The organism is Rossellomorea sp. DA94 (assembly GCF_029834455.1).
In the GTDB taxonomy this organism is placed as follows: Bacteria; Bacillota; Bacilli; order Bacillales; family Bacillaceae_B; genus Rossellomorea; species Rossellomorea vietnamensis.
On the sequence record NZ_CP122397.1, the window covers coordinates 1,747,768 to 1,767,124 of the forward strand.

At 43.3% G+C, this 19,357-nt stretch carries 15 protein-coding genes; 11 read left to right on the forward strand and 4 right to left on the reverse strand.

Annotation, left to right across the window (positions count from 1 at the left end):
• Window positions 1-7: 7 nt before the first annotated feature.
• Entirely contained in the window at window positions 8-1,768 is a 1,761-nt protein-coding gene (locus P8596_RS09155; RefSeq protein ID WP_279726672.1) for a vWA domain-containing protein, read from the forward strand.
• Window positions 1,752-4,526 carry a VWA domain-containing protein gene (locus P8596_RS09160; protein WP_279726674.1) on the forward strand — a complete coding sequence of 925 codons (2,775 nt, stop codon included), beginning with the start codon at window positions 1,752-1,754 and terminating at the stop codon, window positions 4,524-4,526. Before P8596_RS09155 ends, P8596_RS09160 begins: the two co-directional genes overlap by 17 nt.
• A gap of 36 nt (window positions 4,527-4,562) precedes the next feature.
• Here the strand turns inward: P8596_RS09160 and P8596_RS09165 are convergent, their stop codons facing one another.
• On the reverse strand, window positions 4,563-5,429 hold the full coding sequence (locus P8596_RS09165) for a mechanosensitive ion channel family protein (RefSeq protein ID WP_254651276.1): 867 nt from the start codon (window positions 5,427-5,429) through the stop codon (window positions 4,563-4,565).
• 354 nt (window positions 5,430-5,783) lie between these two features.
• Between P8596_RS09165 and P8596_RS09170 the strand changes: the two genes are divergently transcribed.
• The 7 genes from P8596_RS09170 to P8596_RS09200 all read left to right on the forward strand — a co-directional run bounded on the left by P8596_RS09170 (window position 5,784) and on the right by P8596_RS09200 (window position 14,080).
• The gene (locus P8596_RS09170) at window positions 5,784-6,326 is read left to right on the forward strand and encodes a peroxiredoxin (protein WP_034756074.1); all 543 of its coding nucleotides are present in this window, start codon (window positions 5,784-5,786) and stop codon (window positions 6,324-6,326) included.
• 90 nt (window positions 6,327-6,416) lie between these two features.
• A complete protein-coding gene (locus P8596_RS09175) occupies window positions 6,417-6,872 on the forward strand; it encodes a TlpA family protein disulfide reductase (protein ID WP_034756071.1) in 456 nt (151 codons plus the stop codon).
• Window positions 6,873-7,077: 205 nt separating this feature from the next.
• Window positions 7,078-8,832 (forward strand): ABC transporter ATP-binding protein, encoded by a 1,755-nt coding sequence (locus tag P8596_RS09180; RefSeq protein ID WP_279726675.1) that lies wholly within the window; start codon window positions 7,078-7,080, stop codon window positions 8,830-8,832.
• Window positions 8,833-8,842: 10 nt separating this feature from the next.
• The gene (locus P8596_RS09185) at window positions 8,843-10,666 is read left to right on the forward strand and encodes an ABC transporter ATP-binding protein (RefSeq protein ID WP_254651279.1); all 1,824 of its coding nucleotides are present in this window, start codon (window positions 8,843-8,845) and stop codon (window positions 10,664-10,666) included.
• A gap of 239 nt (window positions 10,667-10,905) precedes the next feature.
• Window positions 10,906-12,243: a cytochrome ubiquinol oxidase subunit I gene (locus tag P8596_RS09190; RefSeq protein ID WP_279726677.1), complete on the forward strand. Its 1,338-nt coding sequence runs from the start codon at window positions 10,906-10,908 to the stop codon at window positions 12,241-12,243.
• A 60-nt stretch (window positions 12,244-12,303) separates the two neighbouring features.
• Complete coding sequence (locus P8596_RS09195; protein ID WP_279726679.1) at window positions 12,304-13,317, forward strand: cytochrome d ubiquinol oxidase subunit II; 1,014 nt, start codon at window positions 12,304-12,306, stop codon at window positions 13,315-13,317.
• 103 nt (window positions 13,318-13,420) lie between these two features.
• Window positions 13,421-14,080: a potassium channel family protein gene (locus P8596_RS09200; RefSeq protein WP_034756057.1), complete on the forward strand. Its 660-nt coding sequence runs from the start codon at window positions 13,421-13,423 to the stop codon at window positions 14,078-14,080.
• 45 nt (window positions 14,081-14,125) lie between these two features.
• On the opposite strand, the gene rnjA is transcribed toward P8596_RS09200, so the two are convergent.
• Both rnjA and P8596_RS09210 read right to left on the reverse strand, forming a co-directional pair.
• Complete coding sequence (gene rnjA, locus P8596_RS09205) at window positions 14,126-15,793, reverse strand: ribonuclease J1 (RefSeq protein WP_079531628.1); 1,668 nt, start codon at window positions 15,791-15,793, stop codon at window positions 14,126-14,128.
• A gap of 3 nt (window positions 15,794-15,796) precedes the next feature.
• Window positions 15,797-16,003 carry a DNA-dependent RNA polymerase subunit epsilon gene (locus tag P8596_RS09210; protein WP_034756052.1) on the reverse strand — a complete coding sequence of 69 codons (207 nt, stop codon included), beginning with the start codon at window positions 16,001-16,003 and terminating at the stop codon, window positions 15,797-15,799.
• A gap of 647 nt (window positions 16,004-16,650) precedes the next feature.
• Here P8596_RS09210 and P8596_RS09215 point away from each other — a divergent pair.
• Window positions 16,651-17,424 carry a Cof-type HAD-IIB family hydrolase gene (locus tag P8596_RS09215; RefSeq protein WP_224521114.1) on the forward strand — a complete coding sequence of 258 codons (774 nt, stop codon included), beginning with the start codon at window positions 16,651-16,653 and terminating at the stop codon, window positions 17,422-17,424.
• Between the two features lie 51 nt (window positions 17,425-17,475).
• Here the strand turns inward: P8596_RS09215 and def are convergent, their stop codons facing one another.
• Window positions 17,476-18,030 (reverse strand): peptide deformylase, encoded by a 555-nt coding sequence (def, locus tag P8596_RS09220; protein WP_279726681.1) that lies wholly within the window; start codon window positions 18,028-18,030, stop codon window positions 17,476-17,478.
• Between the two features lie 325 nt (window positions 18,031-18,355).
• On the opposite strand from def, the gene P8596_RS09225 reads away from it, so the two are divergent.
• Entirely contained in the window at window positions 18,356-19,015 is a 660-nt protein-coding gene (locus P8596_RS09225) for a YkyA family protein (protein ID WP_254651281.1), read from the forward strand.
• Window positions 19,016-19,357: the final 342 nt, after the last annotated feature.

Sequence of the window (19,357 nt, forward strand, 5' to 3'; positions counted from 1 at the left end):
TGATGGTATGGGAATAGGAAATCCGGTCTTTTTTTTCTTTTCAATTTTCATAGCAGCCGTCATTTTAATGTACTTTTTCCGGAAGCAGTACCGGGCTCTTATTGTGCCTTCCAATCTATTATGGGAGGAGGTCATGAAAGAATGGCAGGCATCACCATGGTTTCATCGATTACAGAGAAATCTCCTTTTACTCCTGCAGGTGCTCATACTGTCCTTGTTGATGTTCGCCCTTGTCAAACCATATACTACCGAGGATTTGAAGAAAAAAGATCATGTCATCATTATATTGGATACCTCTGCCACCATGAATGCCTCACAGGACGGTGTATCCCACTTTGAACTGGCTAAAAGGGACATTAACTCACTGATAAAAGAAAGTGAGGGTGACATCACTATCTTGGCCGTGGGGAATTCCATTTCCACCGTTGTTTCAGAAGAATCAAACGATCAAGTGGTATTCAACCGACTGGAGAATATTTCGGTAACAAATGATCATGAAGATATGAAGAAAGCTCTTCGATTGGGTGAGGGACTTGGGAAAGGCTCGTCATCGGTCATTCATGTCTATTCTGACTCGTTATTAAAAGCCGATTATAAGGAAGAAACAATACATACACCGATCAAGGTTCATAACTTCATACCCCATCCGAAGAATGTTTCTCTTACAAGCTTCGGAGTGGAAAAATCGGGGACGGCCTATAAGGGAGTCGCCGTCGTTGAAAATCAAAGCGACGAGTTACAATCAGGGACGATCACCATATATGATGATAAAAAAGAAGTCATATCTAATCGACTCAAGATCGGTGCAGGGAAGGAAGCCGTCATTCCCCTGGATGAATTACCTTCAAGCCCGGTATTAAAGGCAAAAATCGACTTTCAGGATGATTATAGGGGAGACGACATCCTTACCAGTGTTCAGGCAACATCAAAACCTGCCGTCCTTGTGCTGGGGGAGATCAATCCTTTCCTGCTAAAGGGTTTTCAATCACTTGGCGTAAATGTGAAGACAATTGAAGAAAACCAGATGAAAACAGGTAATGAAATCATTGTGACAACGAAGAAGAAATGGAAAGAGCTATCGGTCGCCAACCCCGCCCTGATCATCCCTGGGCCATCGGACACGTCCACTGCTCTTACAACTGATGTGGAAGTGAATGGCGATGACCCGCTTTTAAAGCATGTTGACTTTGAAAAAGTATTTGTTGAAAAAGCAGGTTCCATCGGGTTAAAAGAATTGAATACCGCCGCCCAGAGTGGTTCCGTACCGCTTATTCAGAAAGGTGAAATGAACGGGGCGAAAATGGTGGTCCTGAACCTTCATCTAACTGACACAGACTTTCCCCTGCACCCGGGATTTCCGCTCTTTCTTCACAATGCCTATCAATATTTATCAGAAGATGGAGGATTCATCGGGTATCTTCAGCCGGGAGAAGAAAGGACTGTTCCACTTGCCACAGGGGATTGGGATATCTACTCGGGCGATGATGAATTTATTAAGAAATTGGACCGGGGGGACTGGTTTAAAGCTCCTCTGACCCCAGGGGTTTATCAAGCGGTACAAGGAGACGTGACGAAGTATTTTAGCGTCGTACTTGACGACAGAGAAAAGAAGCCGGGAGGCGAGGCATTTTCATTGGAACCAACAGAAGATAAGGGAGAAGAAGAGAGAAAAACTATTCCCCATAACCTTTCTTCCTGGTTTCTGGTGTTGGCGATCCTGATCTTATTTATAGAGTGGGAGGTGTACAGGCGTGGGAATCGAGTTTGAAGAAGTACTCTGGCTATTGCTCCTGATTCCACTTGGGTTGGTTCTCTTTCTCTTTGCGAAACAGGGGATGAATCGGAAGGAAAGAAGGCTCATCCTGGCACTAAGAGGATGCGCCATGGTCCTGTTGATCTTTGCCCTTGCCAATCCGTCCCTTGTTTTACCCGAAAAGGCAAAGCCGGTCATCTTCTTGGCAGATCGCTCCGCTTCTGTATCCCTGCAAGAAGACCGTATCCTTGATGAGATCAACCGGGGTGTCCATTCCAAACATGAACGGGACCGATACGGTATTGTTTCATTTGGTGAAAATGCGGCAATCGAACAGACGGTTTCAGATGAGAGGGAGAATCCTGAACTTGTGGGGGAAATCAAGGAAGGAAATACAAATCTTCAGGAAGGGTTGGAATACTCATCGAATCTCCTCCCCCGTGGCGGTAGGATCATCGCCATGACAGACGGGAAGGAAACGATGGGGGAAGGGGAGGATCTCATTTCTTTATTAAAAGGAAAGAAGATCGAGGTTGACTGGATGCCCATCGCCTCCGATACGAAGGAAGATGTTTCCATAACTGATGTGTCTGCTCCATCTGTCCAATATAAAGGAGAAGAAACAACTCTCAATGTCAATACATACAGCACGACCAAAAAAGAGATTGAAATGCGCATTACTTTGAATGATCAATTGATCATTAAGGAAAACCTTCAGGTGCAAGAAGGCAACAACGAGTTTCAGTTTAAGCATGTAGTCGATCAATCCGGATTACTCGTGTATAAGGCAGAAGTGTTCTCTAAGGGAGATGGGAGTCCGGAAAACAATACACTCTACCACCTGGCACGCTCAGAAGGAGCCGCAAAAGTCATGCTGGTGGAAAACGCCGGCGGGGAAAGTGCATTGGCACCATTACTAAACTCAGCCGGGTTTACCGTCGATGTATATAAACCGGAACAACTGCCCGGCAAGCTGACATCCTATCTGCAATATCAAAGCATCTTGTTTGATAATGTAGCTGCCACAAGCATCCCTGAAGAAAAAATGCTTCTAATGGAAAAAAGTGTAAAAGAGTTTGGGCGAGGATTCATTATGTTCGGTGGTAGTGACAGCTTTGCCCTTGGGGGATACTTTAAGACACCGATCGAACGAATACTTCCCGTCGATATGGATGTGAAGGGGAAGAAGGAACTACCTTCCCTTGGGCTGGTGATCGTTCTGGATCGCTCCGGCAGCATGGACGGGCAAAAGCTGGCCCTTGCAAAAGAAGCAGCAGCCAGGACCGTTTCCCTCCTAAGAGATAAAGATACGCTGGGTGTCATTGCCTTCGATGACCGGCCATGGGATATCGTCAAAACGAAGCCGCTTACTGATCGTAAAAAAGCAGAAGAAAAGATTCGTTCCATTTTGCCAGGAGGCGGGACAGAAATCTACAGCTCCCTTCAGCAGGCTTATGCGAGTCTTGAGAATCTACCATTAAAAAGAAAGCATATTATTCTTTTGACAGACGGACAATCAGCCACCTCAGGGAGTTACCAGACACTTGTAGAAGACGGCCATGATAAACAAATCACCTTATCCACCGTTTCAATAGGAGAAGGGGCTGACAGAGGCTTGCTGAACGATCTGAGTCAGTGGGGAAAAGGAAGATTCTATGATGTCACCGATGCCAGCGTGATACCGAGCATCTTGACGAGAGAGACGGTGATCACGACAAGGACCTATATAGAAGATCAACCATTTTATCCAAGGATTACATCATCGGATTGGTCGCCCCTATTTAAAGACGGTGTTCCTCAGATGAATGCTTATATTGCGACCTCCCTGAAAGGGACTGCCCGCATGGAAATGGAGAGCGGAAAGAACGATCCGGTACTGGCTACCTGGAGATATGGTCTTGGTCGATCATTCGCCTTTACGTCGGACACGAGTGGGAAATGGACGGGTGATTTTGCTCGTTGGCAGGGGTGGCCGGCATTTCTCAATGAACTGGTCACACGCTCGTTTCCTGAGCTTCGTTCGAATCCTTACTCCATCGATGTGAAGGAAGAAAACGAAAATACCCGTCTAAAGTTGTCATCGTCCGAAGGGGACATCTCACCACTTGAGGTGACGGTCCTGTCTGAAGATGGAAAAATGATTCCCGCAACAACCAGGATAAAGGCACCGGGGGATTATGAGGTCGTATTTGAAGAACATTTATCGCCCGGTCTGTACAATATGAATATTGCCAAAAGGGGGGAGGATGGTGAAAGCACATTTCAGACAGGTTTCTCAGTCCCTTATTCGAAAGAGTATTCTTTCAAGGGAGGATACCAGTCACTTGATACAATCGTAGAGGAGACGGGCGGAAGGAAGACTTCTTCCGTGAAAGGGGCATTCAGGGACCTGCATGAACCCTCGTTTTCAGAACGGTCCATTCAAACCATTCTCATTACAGCAGGCTTCCTTTTATTCTTTTGTGAGATTTTTATAAGAAGATTCGGGGTTGGACCGATCATGATGGTGGTTGATCTGATTAAACCACGGAGGACGCCGCAAGAGATGAAAGAGGAAACAAGCATCGAACAGCTTGGCAGAAAAGTCAACAAGGAGCGCTGGAATGATGAGCGGAAGAGAACTGACCGTCAGCCAACCTTGGAAGTGACCAAAGAAGATAGGGAATCCGTCAAAAAGGTGAAACGGGAAAAGAAAACAGCGGAACCTGAAGTAAATGGTGATGACGCGCGACTGAAACGTCTTCTTGAGGCAAAAAAGAGAAGGGAGAAATAAAGAAAGAGAAGGCAGCGCCTTCTCTTTTCCGTTACATCAGTCTTCTTTTTTCTCGATATAAACCTGGTGAGGATAAGGAATTTCGATCCCATTCTGATCGAGGGCTTCCTTCAATGCTTTACGAAGCTTTCGTTCCACACCCCATTGCTCCATGTTCTTTGTTTTGCATAATACCCTGAGTACGACATCAGAAGCACCCAGTGTCTGAACACCTAGCACATTCGGGCCATCGACTATGTTATCATCTTCCTGTGCAATGGTATCGCATACTTGCTGAAGTACGACCATTGCCTTATCGATGTCATCATCATAAGAAATACCGATATCGACAAGGGCCCTCATGTTTCCACGTGAATGATTGCTGACACTCGTGATTTCCCTGTTCGGCACATAGTGAAGGGTCCCATCAAAGCCGCGGATATGAGTCGTCCTTAAACCGACCTCTTCCACAATTCCTGAGAAGCTGCCCGTTGTCACATAATCGCCAACGTCAACCTGCTTCTCAAGAAGAATGAAAAAGCCGGTGACCACGTCACTTACTAACCCCTGGGCCCCGAAACCGACGGCAAGTCCGACAATACCGGCTCCTGCAAGAATCGCGGTCACCTGGATACCGAAGATTTGCATGATCGTTACGAAGAAAACGAATATCAGGATATAGCCGACAATATTTTTTGAAAGACTTTGTAATGTCTGAGCACGACCAACTGATACATCATTTCTCTTTCGATATTTTTCAAAGATCCTTTCAATCACTTTGTTCGCCGCACCTTTTACAATGATAAAAGCGATCCAAATCGCTAAAATTTGCAGTGCCCCTATTCCGATCGTCACTAATAGACCGCCCCAATTAAAATTGGATAGTCGATCACTTAAAGCGTTTAAACCAATTATGTAATCCAAACCAAAACATCCTTTCCTATTAAATAATGACCATACTAGTATACACAATACCCCATAGGTTATGTCAAAGGAGATCCCCCTAAAAAGCATACTGGTTTATTCCCAGGTGGATAATTAATAAACTTAATCCTGGCAGATCTTTCATGCAAGTAGAGACTAAATGACATCTGTTTTGGGCAAAACAACTAAGGGATGATGGAAACAAATTATAATTATTATAATATTGAATTAATTATAATTGACTAAAAAAATCCAATCCTATATAATGATATTTGTGAGTTGAAATGGACAGGCTTATAAAGCCATCCTTTCACAGACATTATTTCATCAAACACTCATTGGAGGGATTTATTCATGGCAGAACGCATGGTTGGTAAACAGGCTCCACGTTTCGAAATGGACGCTGTAATGCCAAACAAAGAATTCGGTAAAGTTTCTTTAGAGGAAAATATGAAAAACGATAAGTGGACAGTATTGTTCTTCTATCCAATGGACTTCACTTTTGTATGTCCGACGGAAATCACAGCAATGTCAGACCGATACGATGAGTTTGAAGACTTAGATGCAGAAATCATTGGTGTCTCTACAGACACTATCCATACACATTTAGCATGGATCAACACCGATCGCAATGCAAATGGAATCGGTGAACTGAAATATCCACTTGCGGCAGACACAAACCATTTTGTATCCCGTGAGTATGGTGTTCTGATTGAAGAAGAAGGTGTGGCTCTTCGTGGCCTTTACATCATCAACCCTGAAGGAGAACTTCAGTACCAGGCTGTATTCCACAACAATATCGGCCGTGACGTGGAAGAAACATTACGTGTACTTCAAGCGCTTCAAACCGGCGGACTTTGCCCGGCGAACTGGAAACCAGGTCAAAAAACTTTATAATTTTCAAATGAATAAAGGCCTAACCGTTTGTTAGGTCTTTTTTTTACTCACAATTGACCATCTAAACAGAAATTAAAGGAGGCAATCGGAATGAAACTGCGTGAACCTATGCCGGAACTCTCCGGCGCTACTGAATGGTTGAATGGAGAAGTGACAAAGAATGATCTCATTGGAGATAAACCGACCCTGATCCACTTCTGGTCGATTTCTTGCCACCTCTGTAAAGAAGCCATGCCCCAAGTCAATGAATTCCGTGACCGCTATAGTGATAAACTGAACGTAATGGCTGTTCATATGCCGCGTTCAGAGGAGGATTTAAATCTGGACGAAATCAAAAAGGTGGCTGCGGAGCACGATATCACTCAACCGATTTTTGTGGACAGTGAGCATAAATTGACAGATGCATTTGAAAATCAATATGTCCCTGCTTATTATGTATTTGATAAAGACGGGAATCTCCGTCACTTCCAGGCAGGAGGAAGCGGCATGAAGATGCTTGAAAAGCGTGTGAACCGTGTCCTGGATGAAATGAATAAAAGCGAGTAGGGATCAAACGTAATATGGAGAAGAGATCGGTCAAAAGACCGATCTTTTTTTGTGGTTTCATTTTTACAATATAGATGAATAGTAAGATTTGAAGGAGAATTCACAAAAAGGAAAAAATTCTAAAAAAAGGGTAGATAATTATTTCGAAAGCCGATATATTTAGTAGTACGTTGTTTTTTAATGGAACACGGAGGGGAGAGAAAATATGGATACATTTAAAAAATTAAAAGCCTTTTACTGGCCTTATAAAAGGCATTTTATCATTTCAATGATTTTCTTGATTTTTGTTACAGGGATTACAGTGGTATATCCTATGATCTTACAAATTACAATTGATGATGTTATCCTCCAAGGGGAATATAAATGGATTCCGTACCTTGCATTCGGATTTATCGGCATCATGGTCGTGAAAGGGATCGCCACATTCATCCAACAGTACAACGGGGACCTATTCGGAATCACATCGGTCTACCGTCTGAGGAACGAATTGTATGAAAAGCTTCAATTCCTCCCATTCAGTTATTATGATAACGCCAAGACAGGGGATTTGATGTCACGCTTGACGGCGGATGTAGAAGCTTTCCGCTTTTTCTTATCATTTGGTTTCTCGGAATTGCTCCGCTTCTTCCTGCTGGTGACGATCAGTTTTGGGGTGATGTTCTACTATTCACCATCATTGACTTTTGTCACCCTGGTTTCCCTGCCTTTTCTGGCGATTGCCGTATACAAATTCGATAAGGCGGTCCATCCTGCATTCCGCGGTATCCGAAAGTCCTTCGGAAAGCTGAATACGAATGTCCAAGAAAATATCTCAGGGATCAATACGGTGAAATCACTGTCCCGTGAAAGTTTTCAAATCAATAAATTCAACCAGTCCAATGGTGATTATAAAGATAAGTATCTTTTCACCTCGGACATTTGGGCAAAATACTTCCCGCTCATGGAATTCTTAGGGAATGTGAGTGTCGTGACACTCCTTGCATACGGTGGATATCTCGTCATGAATGGAAATTTACAACCAGGTGAGCTTGTCGCCTTCTACAGTCTGGTCTGGTATATCATCTGGCCGATCATGAACCTTGGATTCACCATCAACCTTTTTTCCCAATCCAAGGCGTCGGGAGAGCGATTATTGGAGATTTTGGAAGTGGATGAGAAGATAAAGGATCATAGTGGTGTCATCCATGTGGATCGATTGAAAGGCGAAGTGGAATTCAAGGACGTATCATTGAATTACACGGTGCATGACGAAGCAGCCCTGGAGGATATTTCCTTCAAGGCAGAACCAGGCAAGGTCATTGGTCTGATCGGGGGGACCGGATCAGGGAAAACGAGTATCACCCAGCTGATCACACGTTTCTATGAACCGGATAAAGGCGAGATCCTCATTGACGGAAGGGAAGTAAAAGATTACTCCCTAAAATCACTCCGTCAAAATATCGGGTTCGTCCTACAGGAGTCATTCTTATTCTCCTCTACCATCAAAGCCAATATCTCTTATGGTCGACCGGAAGCATCCATGGAAGAAATCATCGAAGCAGCAAAACGTGCCGAAGCACATGATTTCATCTCCGATTTGCCTGATGGGTATGATACAAGACTGGGAGAAAGGGGATTGGGTCTTTCAGGCGGTCAGAAACAACGGATTGCCATAGCACGTGCGATCTGCACGGACCCGTCGATCCTCATTCTCGATGATGCTACAAGCGCCGTCGACATGGAAACGGAATTCAGAATCCAAAAAGCGCTGAAAGAAGTCATGTCCGATCGTACGACCTTCATCATCGCACACCGGATTTCATCCCTTAAGCATGCCGATGAAATCATCGTCCTGGAGCATGGGAAAGTGGTTGAACGAGGGGTTCACGATTTCTTACTGAAAAATAATGGACCCTATCAGCGAATTTATGACATTCAATACCAAGACCAGAAAAAAATATTACAAACTCAGGAAGGGTAGGTGAAAGAGATTGAGCGAAAAAAAGAAAGTGAATAAAACCATTCTGAGCAGGTTCCATTACTCAACTGATCAAGTGATCGATAAGCCATTCAACTGGGAACAGCTCTATCGGCTACTGACATATTTAAAACCATATTCAAAAAAACTCTTGCCCTTGTCTATCATTACCGTTTTGATCACAACGGCTGTCCGCCTGATCATCCCGATCCTGATCGGGGTATACACACTCGATAAAGCAATCAGGCAAAAAGATGAAAATCTTCTCTTTACCCTTGTGGGAGTCATAGCGGGACTGTATGTTTTGAATTATATAGCCAACGTCCTCAGGATCAAATGGATGAATCAATTGGGTCAGGGGGTCATATATGACCTGAGAAAACATTTATTCAGTCATGTTCAATGGCTTTCCCATCGTTTCTTTGATCAGCGTTCAGCAGGCTCGATCCTTGTCCGGATCATGAATGACATCAACTCCCTGCAGGAGCTCTTCACGAACGGTGTCATCAATCTATTGATGGATATCATTCTGCTCATCGGAATCATCGTGATACTCTTTACGTTAAGTCCGGAACTGACGCTTGCCGTCATGGTCATTTTGCCTATCATGTTCTTCATCTCTACAAGCCTGCGCAAAAAAATACGCAAATCCTGGCAGGTGGTAAGGCTCAAGCAATCAAAACTTAACTCCCATTTGAATGAAAGCATCCAGGGGATCAGGGTGACACAATCCTTCACCCAGGAAAAGGAAAATATGGCCTTCTTTGATGGGGTAAACACAGAGACCTTCGATAGCTGGAGAACGGCCACAAAGAAAAATGCCATGTTCCGACCACTGGTGGAATTAACGAATGCCATCGGAACTGCCGTCCTGATTTGGTTTGGGGCTCACCTCATTCAAAATGGATCCCTGGAGCTTGGTGAATTCGTCTCATTTGCATTCTATCTGGGCATGTTCTGGGAACCAATTTCAAGACTAGGGCAGGTGTATAATCAGCTGTTGATCGGGATGGCTTCATCCGAGCGAATCTTTGAATTCCTCGATGAACAACCGATCGTAAACGAAAAGAAAAATGCCTTGAATCTGACCGATATCAAGGGAAGAATCCAATTCGAACATGTTGAATTCTCTTATGATGATAAACGTAAAGCACTTAGGGACATCAATCTGGAAATGAAAGCCGGGCAAACCGTTGCACTCGTCGGACATACAGGTTCTGGTAAGACGACGATTGCGAATCTCATCAGCCGATTTTACGACCCGACAAATGGCGTGGTAAAGATTGATGGAGTGGATTTACGGGATGCATCTGTTTCAAGCTTACGCAGTCAAATCAGCATCGTCCTGCAGGATACATTCATCTTCTCTGGAACGATCATGGATAATATCCGGTTCGGACGCCCGGGTGCATCCGATGAAGAGGTCTTGAAGGCAGCCGAAGCCATCGGGGCAAACGAGTTCATCGAAAAGTTATCCAACGGTTACGAAACGGAAGTCGAGGAACGGGGGAATGTGTTATCTGTAGGTGAAAGACAACTATTGTCCTTCGCACGTGCCCTTTTGGCAAATCCTCGCATCATCATCCTGGATGAAGCGACAGCATCGATCGATACAGAAACAGAAGTTAAGATCCAAAATGCATTGAAGAAATTACTGAACGGTCGTACCGCGATCATCATCGCCCACCGCCTTTCCACAATCCGTGAGTCCGACAATATTTTTGTCCTTGAAAATGGCAGAATCAAAGAGTCTGGAAATCACGACGAATTGATGGAACAGGAAGGAGACTATTTTGAACTGGTGAAGTCACAGTTCAGGATGTTGGACGCGATGTAATGTGAAGTATTGAGGACCCCGCACTGGTGTGTGGGGTTTTTTTGTGGAATGGTGGTGAAACGGCTTCGTACACATGTCGGAGAAACTAAAAAACAAAAAATCTTTGTGAAAAACGTCACAAAATATTCATTGTTCAATACTTCACAAACTCACCTGCAGGTTTTATAATGAACAATAAGTGATAAACAGTAGGAAAGAGCTGTTTACGATAAAAAGTAATTCGGTAGGGGGAGTAAAGAATGGTTTTGGACAGTGTGATTTTAAGCAGGATGCTCACGTCGACAACCCTTGCATTCCATATTATTTTTGCAACGATTGGGGTAGGGGTTCCGGTTATGATATCCATAGCGGAGTTCATGGGGATCAAACGAAATGATCCTCATTACCTTTTGCTGGCACGAAGATGGGCAAGGGGATTTACGATTACGGTGGCTGTCGGGGTGGTGACCGGAACGGCGATAGGGCTTCAGCTGTCCTTGTTATGGCCATCATTTATGCAGGTCGCTGGACAGGTGATTGCCCTGCCTTTATTCATGGAGACATTTGCATTTTTCTTTGAGGCCATCTTCTTGGGGATTTATCTTTATACGTGGGATCGATTCAGGAATAAATGGATTCACTGGCTTCTGACGATACCGGTGATGATCGGTTCTTCGGCTTCAGCACTATTCATTACGACGGTGAACGCGTTTATGAATACACCACAGGGATTCGAATTGGAAAATGGAAAGGCGATCAATATCGATCCGATTGCAGCGATGCTGAATCCCGCAACACCAACCAAAGTGTTTCACGTACTGACGACGGCATACTTAACATCTGCCCTCATACTGGCAGCTATCACAGCATTTGCGATCCTCCGTAAAAAGGGAGGGGACTACCATAAGAAAGCCCTTCGTTTAACGATGGTATCTGCGTTGATTTTCGCTTTTGGCTCTGCTCTCGCAGGGGATTTGTCGGCCAAGTTCCTGGCTGAATATCAGCCTGAGAAACTTGCGGCTGCAGAGTGGCATTTTGAGTCGGAAGAGAATGCTGATTTAATCGTTTTCGGGACGCTTGATGAAAACAATGAAGTCCATAATGAGATACGATTACCAGGTTTCCTGAGCTTCCTGGCGGGAAGTTCGTTTGATACAGAGGTCATCGGCTTAAATGAATTTCCGGAAGACGAACGGCCGCCTTTATGGGTCCATTATCTGTTTGATTTGATGGTGTCCATCGGGTTTTACAGTATCTTCATTGCCGGGGCATTCATCTTATTCTGGAAGTGGAAAAAAAGGAATGAATGGAATAAAGGATTGCTATGGGGGATTGTTGCGAGTGGACCGCTTGCGATGCTTGCCATCGAATTTGGCTGGATTTACGCTGAGGTCGGACGGCAGCCATGGATTTTGCGTGGTTATATGAAGGTGGCGGAAGCGGCAACAAAGGCAGATGGGGTTGGCTTGACGTTCGCGCTATTTGTGGGTCTCTATATACTCCTCGGCATCCTGTGTGTCTTTGTATTGATTAAAATGTTTAAAAATAAGCCGGCAGAAGCTGAATTGGAACAACGCTTTCCTAAAAAAGCGAGTTAGCATGATGAGGCTCCTTATAAAGAAGGGGCCGATTGATTTTGTTAAGGGGGAGGAATGAATATGAGTTTGGAAATCGTGGGGATCACCGTCCTGTGGATTTTCCTATATGGTTATCTGATAGTGGCTTCGATTGATTTTGGAGCCGGCTTCTTCGCCTTTTACGGTAGGATGAAAGGGAAAGAGCATACGTTAAATGTGTTGATCAGTCGATATCTTTCTCCTGTATGGGAAGTAACGAACGTCTTTTTTGTCTTCTTTTTTGTCGGTTTGGTCGGTTTTTTTCCTGACGCGGCCTATTACTACGGGACGGCATTATTGCTTCCGGGGAGTATCGCGATTATATTGCTTGCCATCAGGGGAAGCTTTTATGCTTTCGGAAACTATGGTTCCAAAGACAATATCGTTTACCTGTTTTTATACGGGGCAACAGGGTTACTGATCCCGGCTTCCCTGTCTACGGCATTGACCATTTCTGAAGGAGGCTTTTTGGAAGAGCAGGGTGATAAGGTCGTATTCCTGGCCCGTGAATTGTTTACCAGTCCTTATTCATGGAGCGTGGTCGTCCTGTCCATCGTATCGGTCTTATTCATCAGTGCTACATTCCTGACCTATTATGCCAATCGTGCGGGGGATTTGGATTCAAGAGAAGAACTGAGAAAGTTTTCACTATTCTGGAGCCCGCCGACGATTTTAGCGAGTTTACTGGTTTTCGTATCTTTAAGAGAACACAATCCCGAGCATTTTAATAGCGCCATCGAGATCTGGTGGATGTTCGGATTATCCCTTGTCTGCTTTCTTGGCGCTTCATTTTTTATCTATAGGAGAAGGAGTTTTGGCCTGGCATTCACCCTGGTCATGCTGCAATTCTTCTTTGCATTCTTTGGCTACGGGGCGTCACATTTACCATATATCCTGAAACCTTTTATCACGATTGAAACGAGTGTCACGAATCCAACGATGGGGATGGCACTGGTCGTGGTCTTTATCGCAGGACTGTTATTGCTGATTCCCTCTCTTTATCTCTTGATGAGACTTTTCTTATTTGATGCGGATTACGTTAAGGGGAACAAGTGACGAGTTGGAACTTGAATGAAATACAAAAAAAGGGAAGGGAGAAATGTCATTTTCTCCTTTTTTTTATGCTAAAATATAGATTATAGAGACTGCGGGGGGATACATGGTGAAAAAAGAGTTTGTAGTTATTGGCTTGGGCCGATTTGGCGGCAGTATCGTACGATCATTGACGGATCAAGGCATGGAGGTCATGGCCATTGATCAGGATGAGGACAAAGTGAATGAATTTTCTTCCATTGCTTCACATGCGGTTGTTGCGGATTCAACCGATGAATCCGTATTGAAGAGCTTGGGGATCCGTAATTTCGATCATGTCATTGTCGCGATTGGAGATGATATCCAGTCCAGTGTACTAACGACATTGATGTTAAAGGAAATCGGCGTCAAGAAAATTACCGTGAAAGCACAAAATGATTATCATGAAAAGGTCCTCCGTAAAATTGGGGCCAACCAGGTCGTTCATCCGGAGAGGGATATGGGAAGAAGGATTGCTCACAATATCATTTCAAATAATGTACTGGATTATCTGGAGTTGTCAGATGAACATTCGATCGTGGAGATTGTCGCGAGTGAACGTCTGAGTGGAAACTCCCTTATCGATTTGGATATCCGTGCTCAATTCGGAATCAATATCGTGGCGATAAAGCGGGAAAAAGATATCATCGTTTCCCCACAAGCCGATGAACAGATCCGGGTTGGGGACATCCTTATTGTCATCGGTGCCGATACGGATATTAACCGGTTTGAAAAAAAGGTACTATAAAACGCAGAAGAGGCTGACCCATTTGGGTCAGCCTCTTATTTCGTTTTATACCTCCATGATGATCGGTAGGATCATCGGGCGACGTTTCGTTTTTTCATATAAGAATGGAGCAAGTGTATCTGTGATTTCATTCTTGATTTCTGACCATTGGGACGTTCTTCTTTCAAGCACTTTGTTCAAGTGTTTTGAAATGAGCGTCTGCGCTTCATTGATAAGATCGCCAGATTCACGCATGTAGACGAATCCTCTTGAAATCAGGTCAGGGCCGGAAGCGATCTTGAAATCCTTCATGTCGATGCTGACAACGACGATCACAAGGCCTTCTTCTGAAAGGATGCGGCGGTCACGAAGGACGATATTACCGATGTCGCCGATCCCGCTTCCATCGATATAGACGTTTCCAGAAGGGATCTTCCCGGCTACCTGTGCGGAGTCATTGCTTAATGCAAGGACTTCACCGTTATCCATGATGAAGCAGTTTTCCGGTTGGACGCCACAATCGACACCAAGCTGAGCGTGCATCTTCTGCATACGGAACTCACCGTGTATCGGCATAAAGAAGGTAGGATTCATCAGACGAAGCATCAGCTTCATCTCTTGCTGACCACCGTGACCGGAAGTATGGATATCACTTAATGGTCCATGGATGACTTCTGCACCGGCACGATATAAAAGGTTGATCGTACGGTTGACACTGATTGTGTTCCCTGGAATTGGTGAAGAAGAGAAGACAACGGTGTCACCAGGCTGAATCTGGATTTGACGGTGGGTACCGTTTGCAATCCTTGATAATGCCGCCATCGGTTCACCTTGGGAACCTGTACATAGAATAGCCACTTCATTCGCTGGAAGGCGATTGATCTGGTTATGTTCAATGAATGTATCCTTAGGTGCGTTGATATATCCTAATTCTTGTCCAATCGTGATGGCTGCTTCCATACTTCTTCCGAAAACAGCAACCTTTCTGTTATGGAACACTGCTGCTTCGACCACTTGTTGAAGACGGTGAATATTCGAAGCGAATGTAGCAAAGATGACCCTTCCGTCTACTTTACGGAAAATATCATTGATGCTTTCCCCGACTTTACGTTCCGACATCGTGAAGTTTGGAACTTCAGCATTTGTACTGTCAGACAGTAGGCAAAGAACGCCTTCTTTTCCGATCTCAGCCATTTTGGTTAAGTTCGCGGGCTCACCAACCGGCGTGAAATCGAATTTGAAGTCACCTGTATGAACAACGTTTCCAGGTGGTGTTTTGACAACGATACCGTAAGAATCCGGGATACTGTGTGTCGTTCTGAAGAAGGTTACAGATGTTTTGCGGAATTTCACAACATCATCTTCCTGGATGACATTTAATTTCGCATTGCGTAATAACCCGTGTTCTTCCAGCTTATTCTTAATAAGACCAAGGGCAAGTTTCCCACCGTATATTGGGATGTTTAACTCTCGAAGTAAATAAGGGATTCCACCGATATGGTCTTCGTGTCCGTGAGTGACGAAGAGTCCCTTGATTTTATCTGCATTCTTCACGAGATACGTGTAATCAGGGATTACGTAATCGATACCGAGCAGTTCGTCCTCAGGGAATTTGATTCCTGCATCGATCAGGATAATTTCGTCTTGGAATTGTACGCCGTATGTGTTTTTACCGATTTCACCTAAACCGCCAAGGGCAAATACAGCGGTTTGGTCATTCTTTACAAATTTCATTAATTATTGCTCCATCTCGAAAGAATGGTGGTTTTTTTCATACTCTAAAAAAGCGCCCTCAAGCTTTTGTACGAATTCGATGTTATACGGTTTGTCTTTTAAATTCAGGCGTACTTCACGTTCTGATTCTGCTTCCATGTAAAGAGATTGAGTGCATTCGCGAACAGGCACTTCTGCTTTACTTTCTTGATAAAATACTTTAAAAATCATTTTTCTCTCTCCTTATCCGTTTTCAAAAAATCTAACTTTCATCTATGATAAAAAAGTTATCAACTACATTTACATTAACTTATATAATAGCCTATCATTCCTATAGGAACGAATCATTTAGTTATGTATGTATTAAATTATATAGGATTCTCCCGTGTAAATAAAGCTTTTGAATAATCCTGTACTAAATCATGACAATAGAAGAGGGACCAATGCCAATGGAGGAAAAGCTCACTAGTGGCGTCAGTCCCTATTCATTGTGCAATTGTATGTCAGTATATCCGATTGTCATGGATTCTAATAGTGTTTCCCCAAAAATCATTTCACGAGAAACAGAGGGATTATGCAATCGTCTTTTTTCTAAGCAATTCTTTCCACTGTTTTAAAAGCTTTTTCCTGAGCTTCTTTAACATGGTGGATCACTCCTTATTAATAGTTTACCGAGATTTACCTTTGAAGTAAAGGAACAATAATACGGACGTCTCTGTTGTGTTACTTATATTGTACGGAATTTATGGAATCTCTTACATGGTTAAGTTTGGTAAATGGTTCTGTCTGACTGTCTTCATTGACATTTTCCGTGTAAAGGATTACCTTATACAACGGGTAAAATAGAATCGCAATTGAATATTGAGAAAAGGAGAACGATCATGTCTAAAATAGTTTTCTTTGATATAGACGGCACGCTGCTTGATCACGATAAAAAACTGCCACAGGCCACAAAAGAAGCCATTCGGACACTGCAGGCAAACGGAACGTATGTTGCGATTGCGACTGGGAGGGCCCCATTTATGTATGAAAGTTTAAGAGAGGAATTGGGAATCGAGTCCTTCGTATCGTTTAATGGGCAGTATGTGGTTTTTGAGAATGAAGTGATTTACACGAATCCTCTGCAAGTTGATACATTGGAGGAATTATTGGAGGATACGTATACAAAGGAACATCCTGTCGTTCATTTGAATCATGAAACGATGAAAGCGAATCATAAGCACCATGACTATATCGAGAAGAGTATGAACAGCCTGAAGTTTCCCCACCCGGGATATGCCCCGGACTTTTATAAAGGAAGGGACATCTATCAATCCCTGCTATTCTGCACAAAGGAAGAAGAGAATTTTTACCGGGAGAAATATAGGGATTTCACGTTCATCCGATGGCACCAATTCTCCATGGACATTCTTCCGAAAGGCGGTTCAAAAGCAGAGGGAATCAAAAAGATGATTGCCAAACTTGGATTCAACATGGAAGATGTTTATGCTTTCGGGGACGGACTGAATGATATCGAGATGATTCAATCCGTCGGCACCGGTGTTGCAATGGGCAATGCCGTGCAGGAAGTCCAAAAACACGCAAATTTGATTACAAAGCACGTGGATGATGATGGAATCTACCACGGATTGAAGGAACTCGAATTGATCTAGGGCATGCCAAAAAAGACTCCCACAGATATCTGTGGGAGTCTTTCTTTGGGTTTATCGTTCAATGGCAAGGGCATCAGGGATCGGCTCAAACGGATTAGCAGGATTGATATGGTCATAGAACATGATCCCATTCAGGTGATCGATCTCGTGCTGGAACACAATGGCCGGGAGACCTTTGAGGCGAAGTTTTACTTCATTGCCGTCCACATCCCAGCCTCTTACAGTCACTCTGGCATATCGGGGTACGAAGCCCGGTACGTTCCGGTCGACGGATAAACAACCTTCCCCGGAAGTTAAATAGGCTTTTTCTATGGAGTGGCTGATGATTTTCGGATTGAATAATGCGTAGCTGTATAATTTCCCCTGATTGTCTGTAACGTTGACGGCAAGCATCCGTTTTGAAACATTGATCTGGGGCGCTGCAAGGCCGATACCTGGTCTCAATCCATATTTGGCAGCCGTTTCAGGATCTTGGCTGTTTATTACATATTCCAATAAGTTTCTCAGGATTTCCCGGTCTTCTTCGGATGGCGGGATGGGCACTTCCTTAGCTACCATGGTTAATGTGGGGTGACCCTCACGGATGATGTCATTCATCGTAATCATTGTTTTTCCTCCTAGGATACATAGAGATAGAAACAGCTGGCCCCGTCAGGACACAAAAAAGACAGGGCCATCCAAATTGATCCCTTCTCTACTTTACGTATTAAGATTCTCTATTATGTATGGTACTAGTTTATCATTTTCCTTTGAAAAAGTTAATGAATGAGATTCGATATTAACAGGAATACCCGGCGGCAAATAGACATAATGATTTTAATAGGGAGAATAGTCCAATCGACATTTTTTTCCACAGTTGTAAATCCCTATTGTCAAAAGATGTAGACATAGATATAGTAGAAGGTGGTAAATAGTTAAGGGGGATCTAGTTGTGTCGAAATTTCGTTTTGCTTTCATTTTAGGAGCCGTTATTTTTGTATTAATGGGGTGTGTCGGTGGTTCTACACCTGAGGAAGATGTGTATAAGGTTCTTGAAGAAACCGTGGCCAAAGAAAGTCAATATGAGAAAGTTCAGAAGCCTCTTCAAGAGTTGGAAGAAAAGGAACAAGAAATCTATACGAAAATCATGGATCTTGGAATGAAAGAGTTTGACCAGATTGTAAAGCTTTCCGATGAAGCTCTGGACAACATCGATAAGAGAAAAGAGAATATTGAAAAAGAACGTGAGTCCATGAGTGCAGCAAAGAAAGAGTTTGCTAAAGCAGACGAATACATTGATGAGTTAGAAAGTGATGATCTTAAAAAAGATGCGAAAAAGCTGAAAAAAACGATGGAAGAACGTTATAAGCTGCATGAAAAGCTTACAACTTCTTACTTAGAGGCCCTTTCTCTTGATAAAGAACTATATAATATGTTCAAAAAGAAAGACCTTACGATGGAAGAGCTTGAGAAGCAAATTTCCTCTATTAACGAACAATACGAAAAGATAGTGAAGTTTAATGGGGACTATAATACAAAAACAGAGGAATTCAATAAACTTAAACAAGAATTTTACTCAAAGGCAGAACTTGATGTCAAAGAGTCCGAATAAACAGGTACATATAAGATGAAGGGAGGCGTAAAGCCCACCTTCATCTTTTTTATGTTTTAAAGCTGTTCGATGGCTTCTTACTCTATAACAGATGAGTCATAAGGATATGTTTATATATAACAGAGTGTTTCCAAGTATTAATACAGTTTTGAAAATTTATGGTAGATCGTTACAAAAAGATTGGAAAGAAACAAGAATTTATAATACTTTGTCGTTGACTAACTGATTTTTAATATTGTAAACTAGGATAGGTATTCATGAATTGTATTAGTCGATAAAGATTTTTGACTGGTACAGATAAACTCGAATGTAATTTCGGGTTTTCTTTCTTGGTATTTGTGG

Excerpts from the sequence above, each read along its gene's own strand:
- P8596_RS09200 (WP_034756057.1), top strand. The coding sequence starts at position 13,421 with ATGGTGAAAAAAGAGTTTGTAGTTATTGGCTTGGGCCGATTTGGCGGC.
- P8596_RS09210 (WP_034756052.1), bottom strand. The coding sequence starts at position 16,003 with ATGATTTTTAAAGTATTTTATCAAGAAAGTAAAGCAGAAGTGCCTGTT.
- P8596_RS09195 (WP_279726679.1), top strand. The coding sequence starts at position 12,304 with ATGAGTTTGGAAATCGTGGGGATCACCGTCCTGTGGATTTTCCTATAT.
- rnjA (WP_079531628.1), bottom strand. The coding sequence starts at position 15,793 with ATGAAATTTGTAAAGAATGACCAAACCGCTGTATTTGCCCTTGGCGGT.
- P8596_RS09190 (WP_279726677.1), top strand. The coding sequence starts at position 10,906 with ATGGTTTTGGACAGTGTGATTTTAAGCAGGATGCTCACGTCGACAACC.
- P8596_RS09170 (WP_034756074.1), top strand. The coding sequence starts at position 5,784 with ATGGCAGAACGCATGGTTGGTAAACAGGCTCCACGTTTCGAAATGGAC.
- P8596_RS09175 (WP_034756071.1), top strand. The coding sequence starts at position 6,417 with ATGAAACTGCGTGAACCTATGCCGGAACTCTCCGGCGCTACTGAATGG.
- P8596_RS09155 (WP_279726672.1), top strand. The coding sequence starts at position 8 with ATGGGAATAGGAAATCCGGTCTTTTTTTTCTTTTCAATTTTCATAGCA.
- P8596_RS09180 (WP_279726675.1), top strand. The coding sequence starts at position 7,078 with ATGGATACATTTAAAAAATTAAAAGCCTTTTACTGGCCTTATAAAAGG.
- def (WP_279726681.1), bottom strand. The coding sequence starts at position 18,030 with ATGATTACGATGAATGACATCATCCGTGAGGGTCACCCCACATTAACC.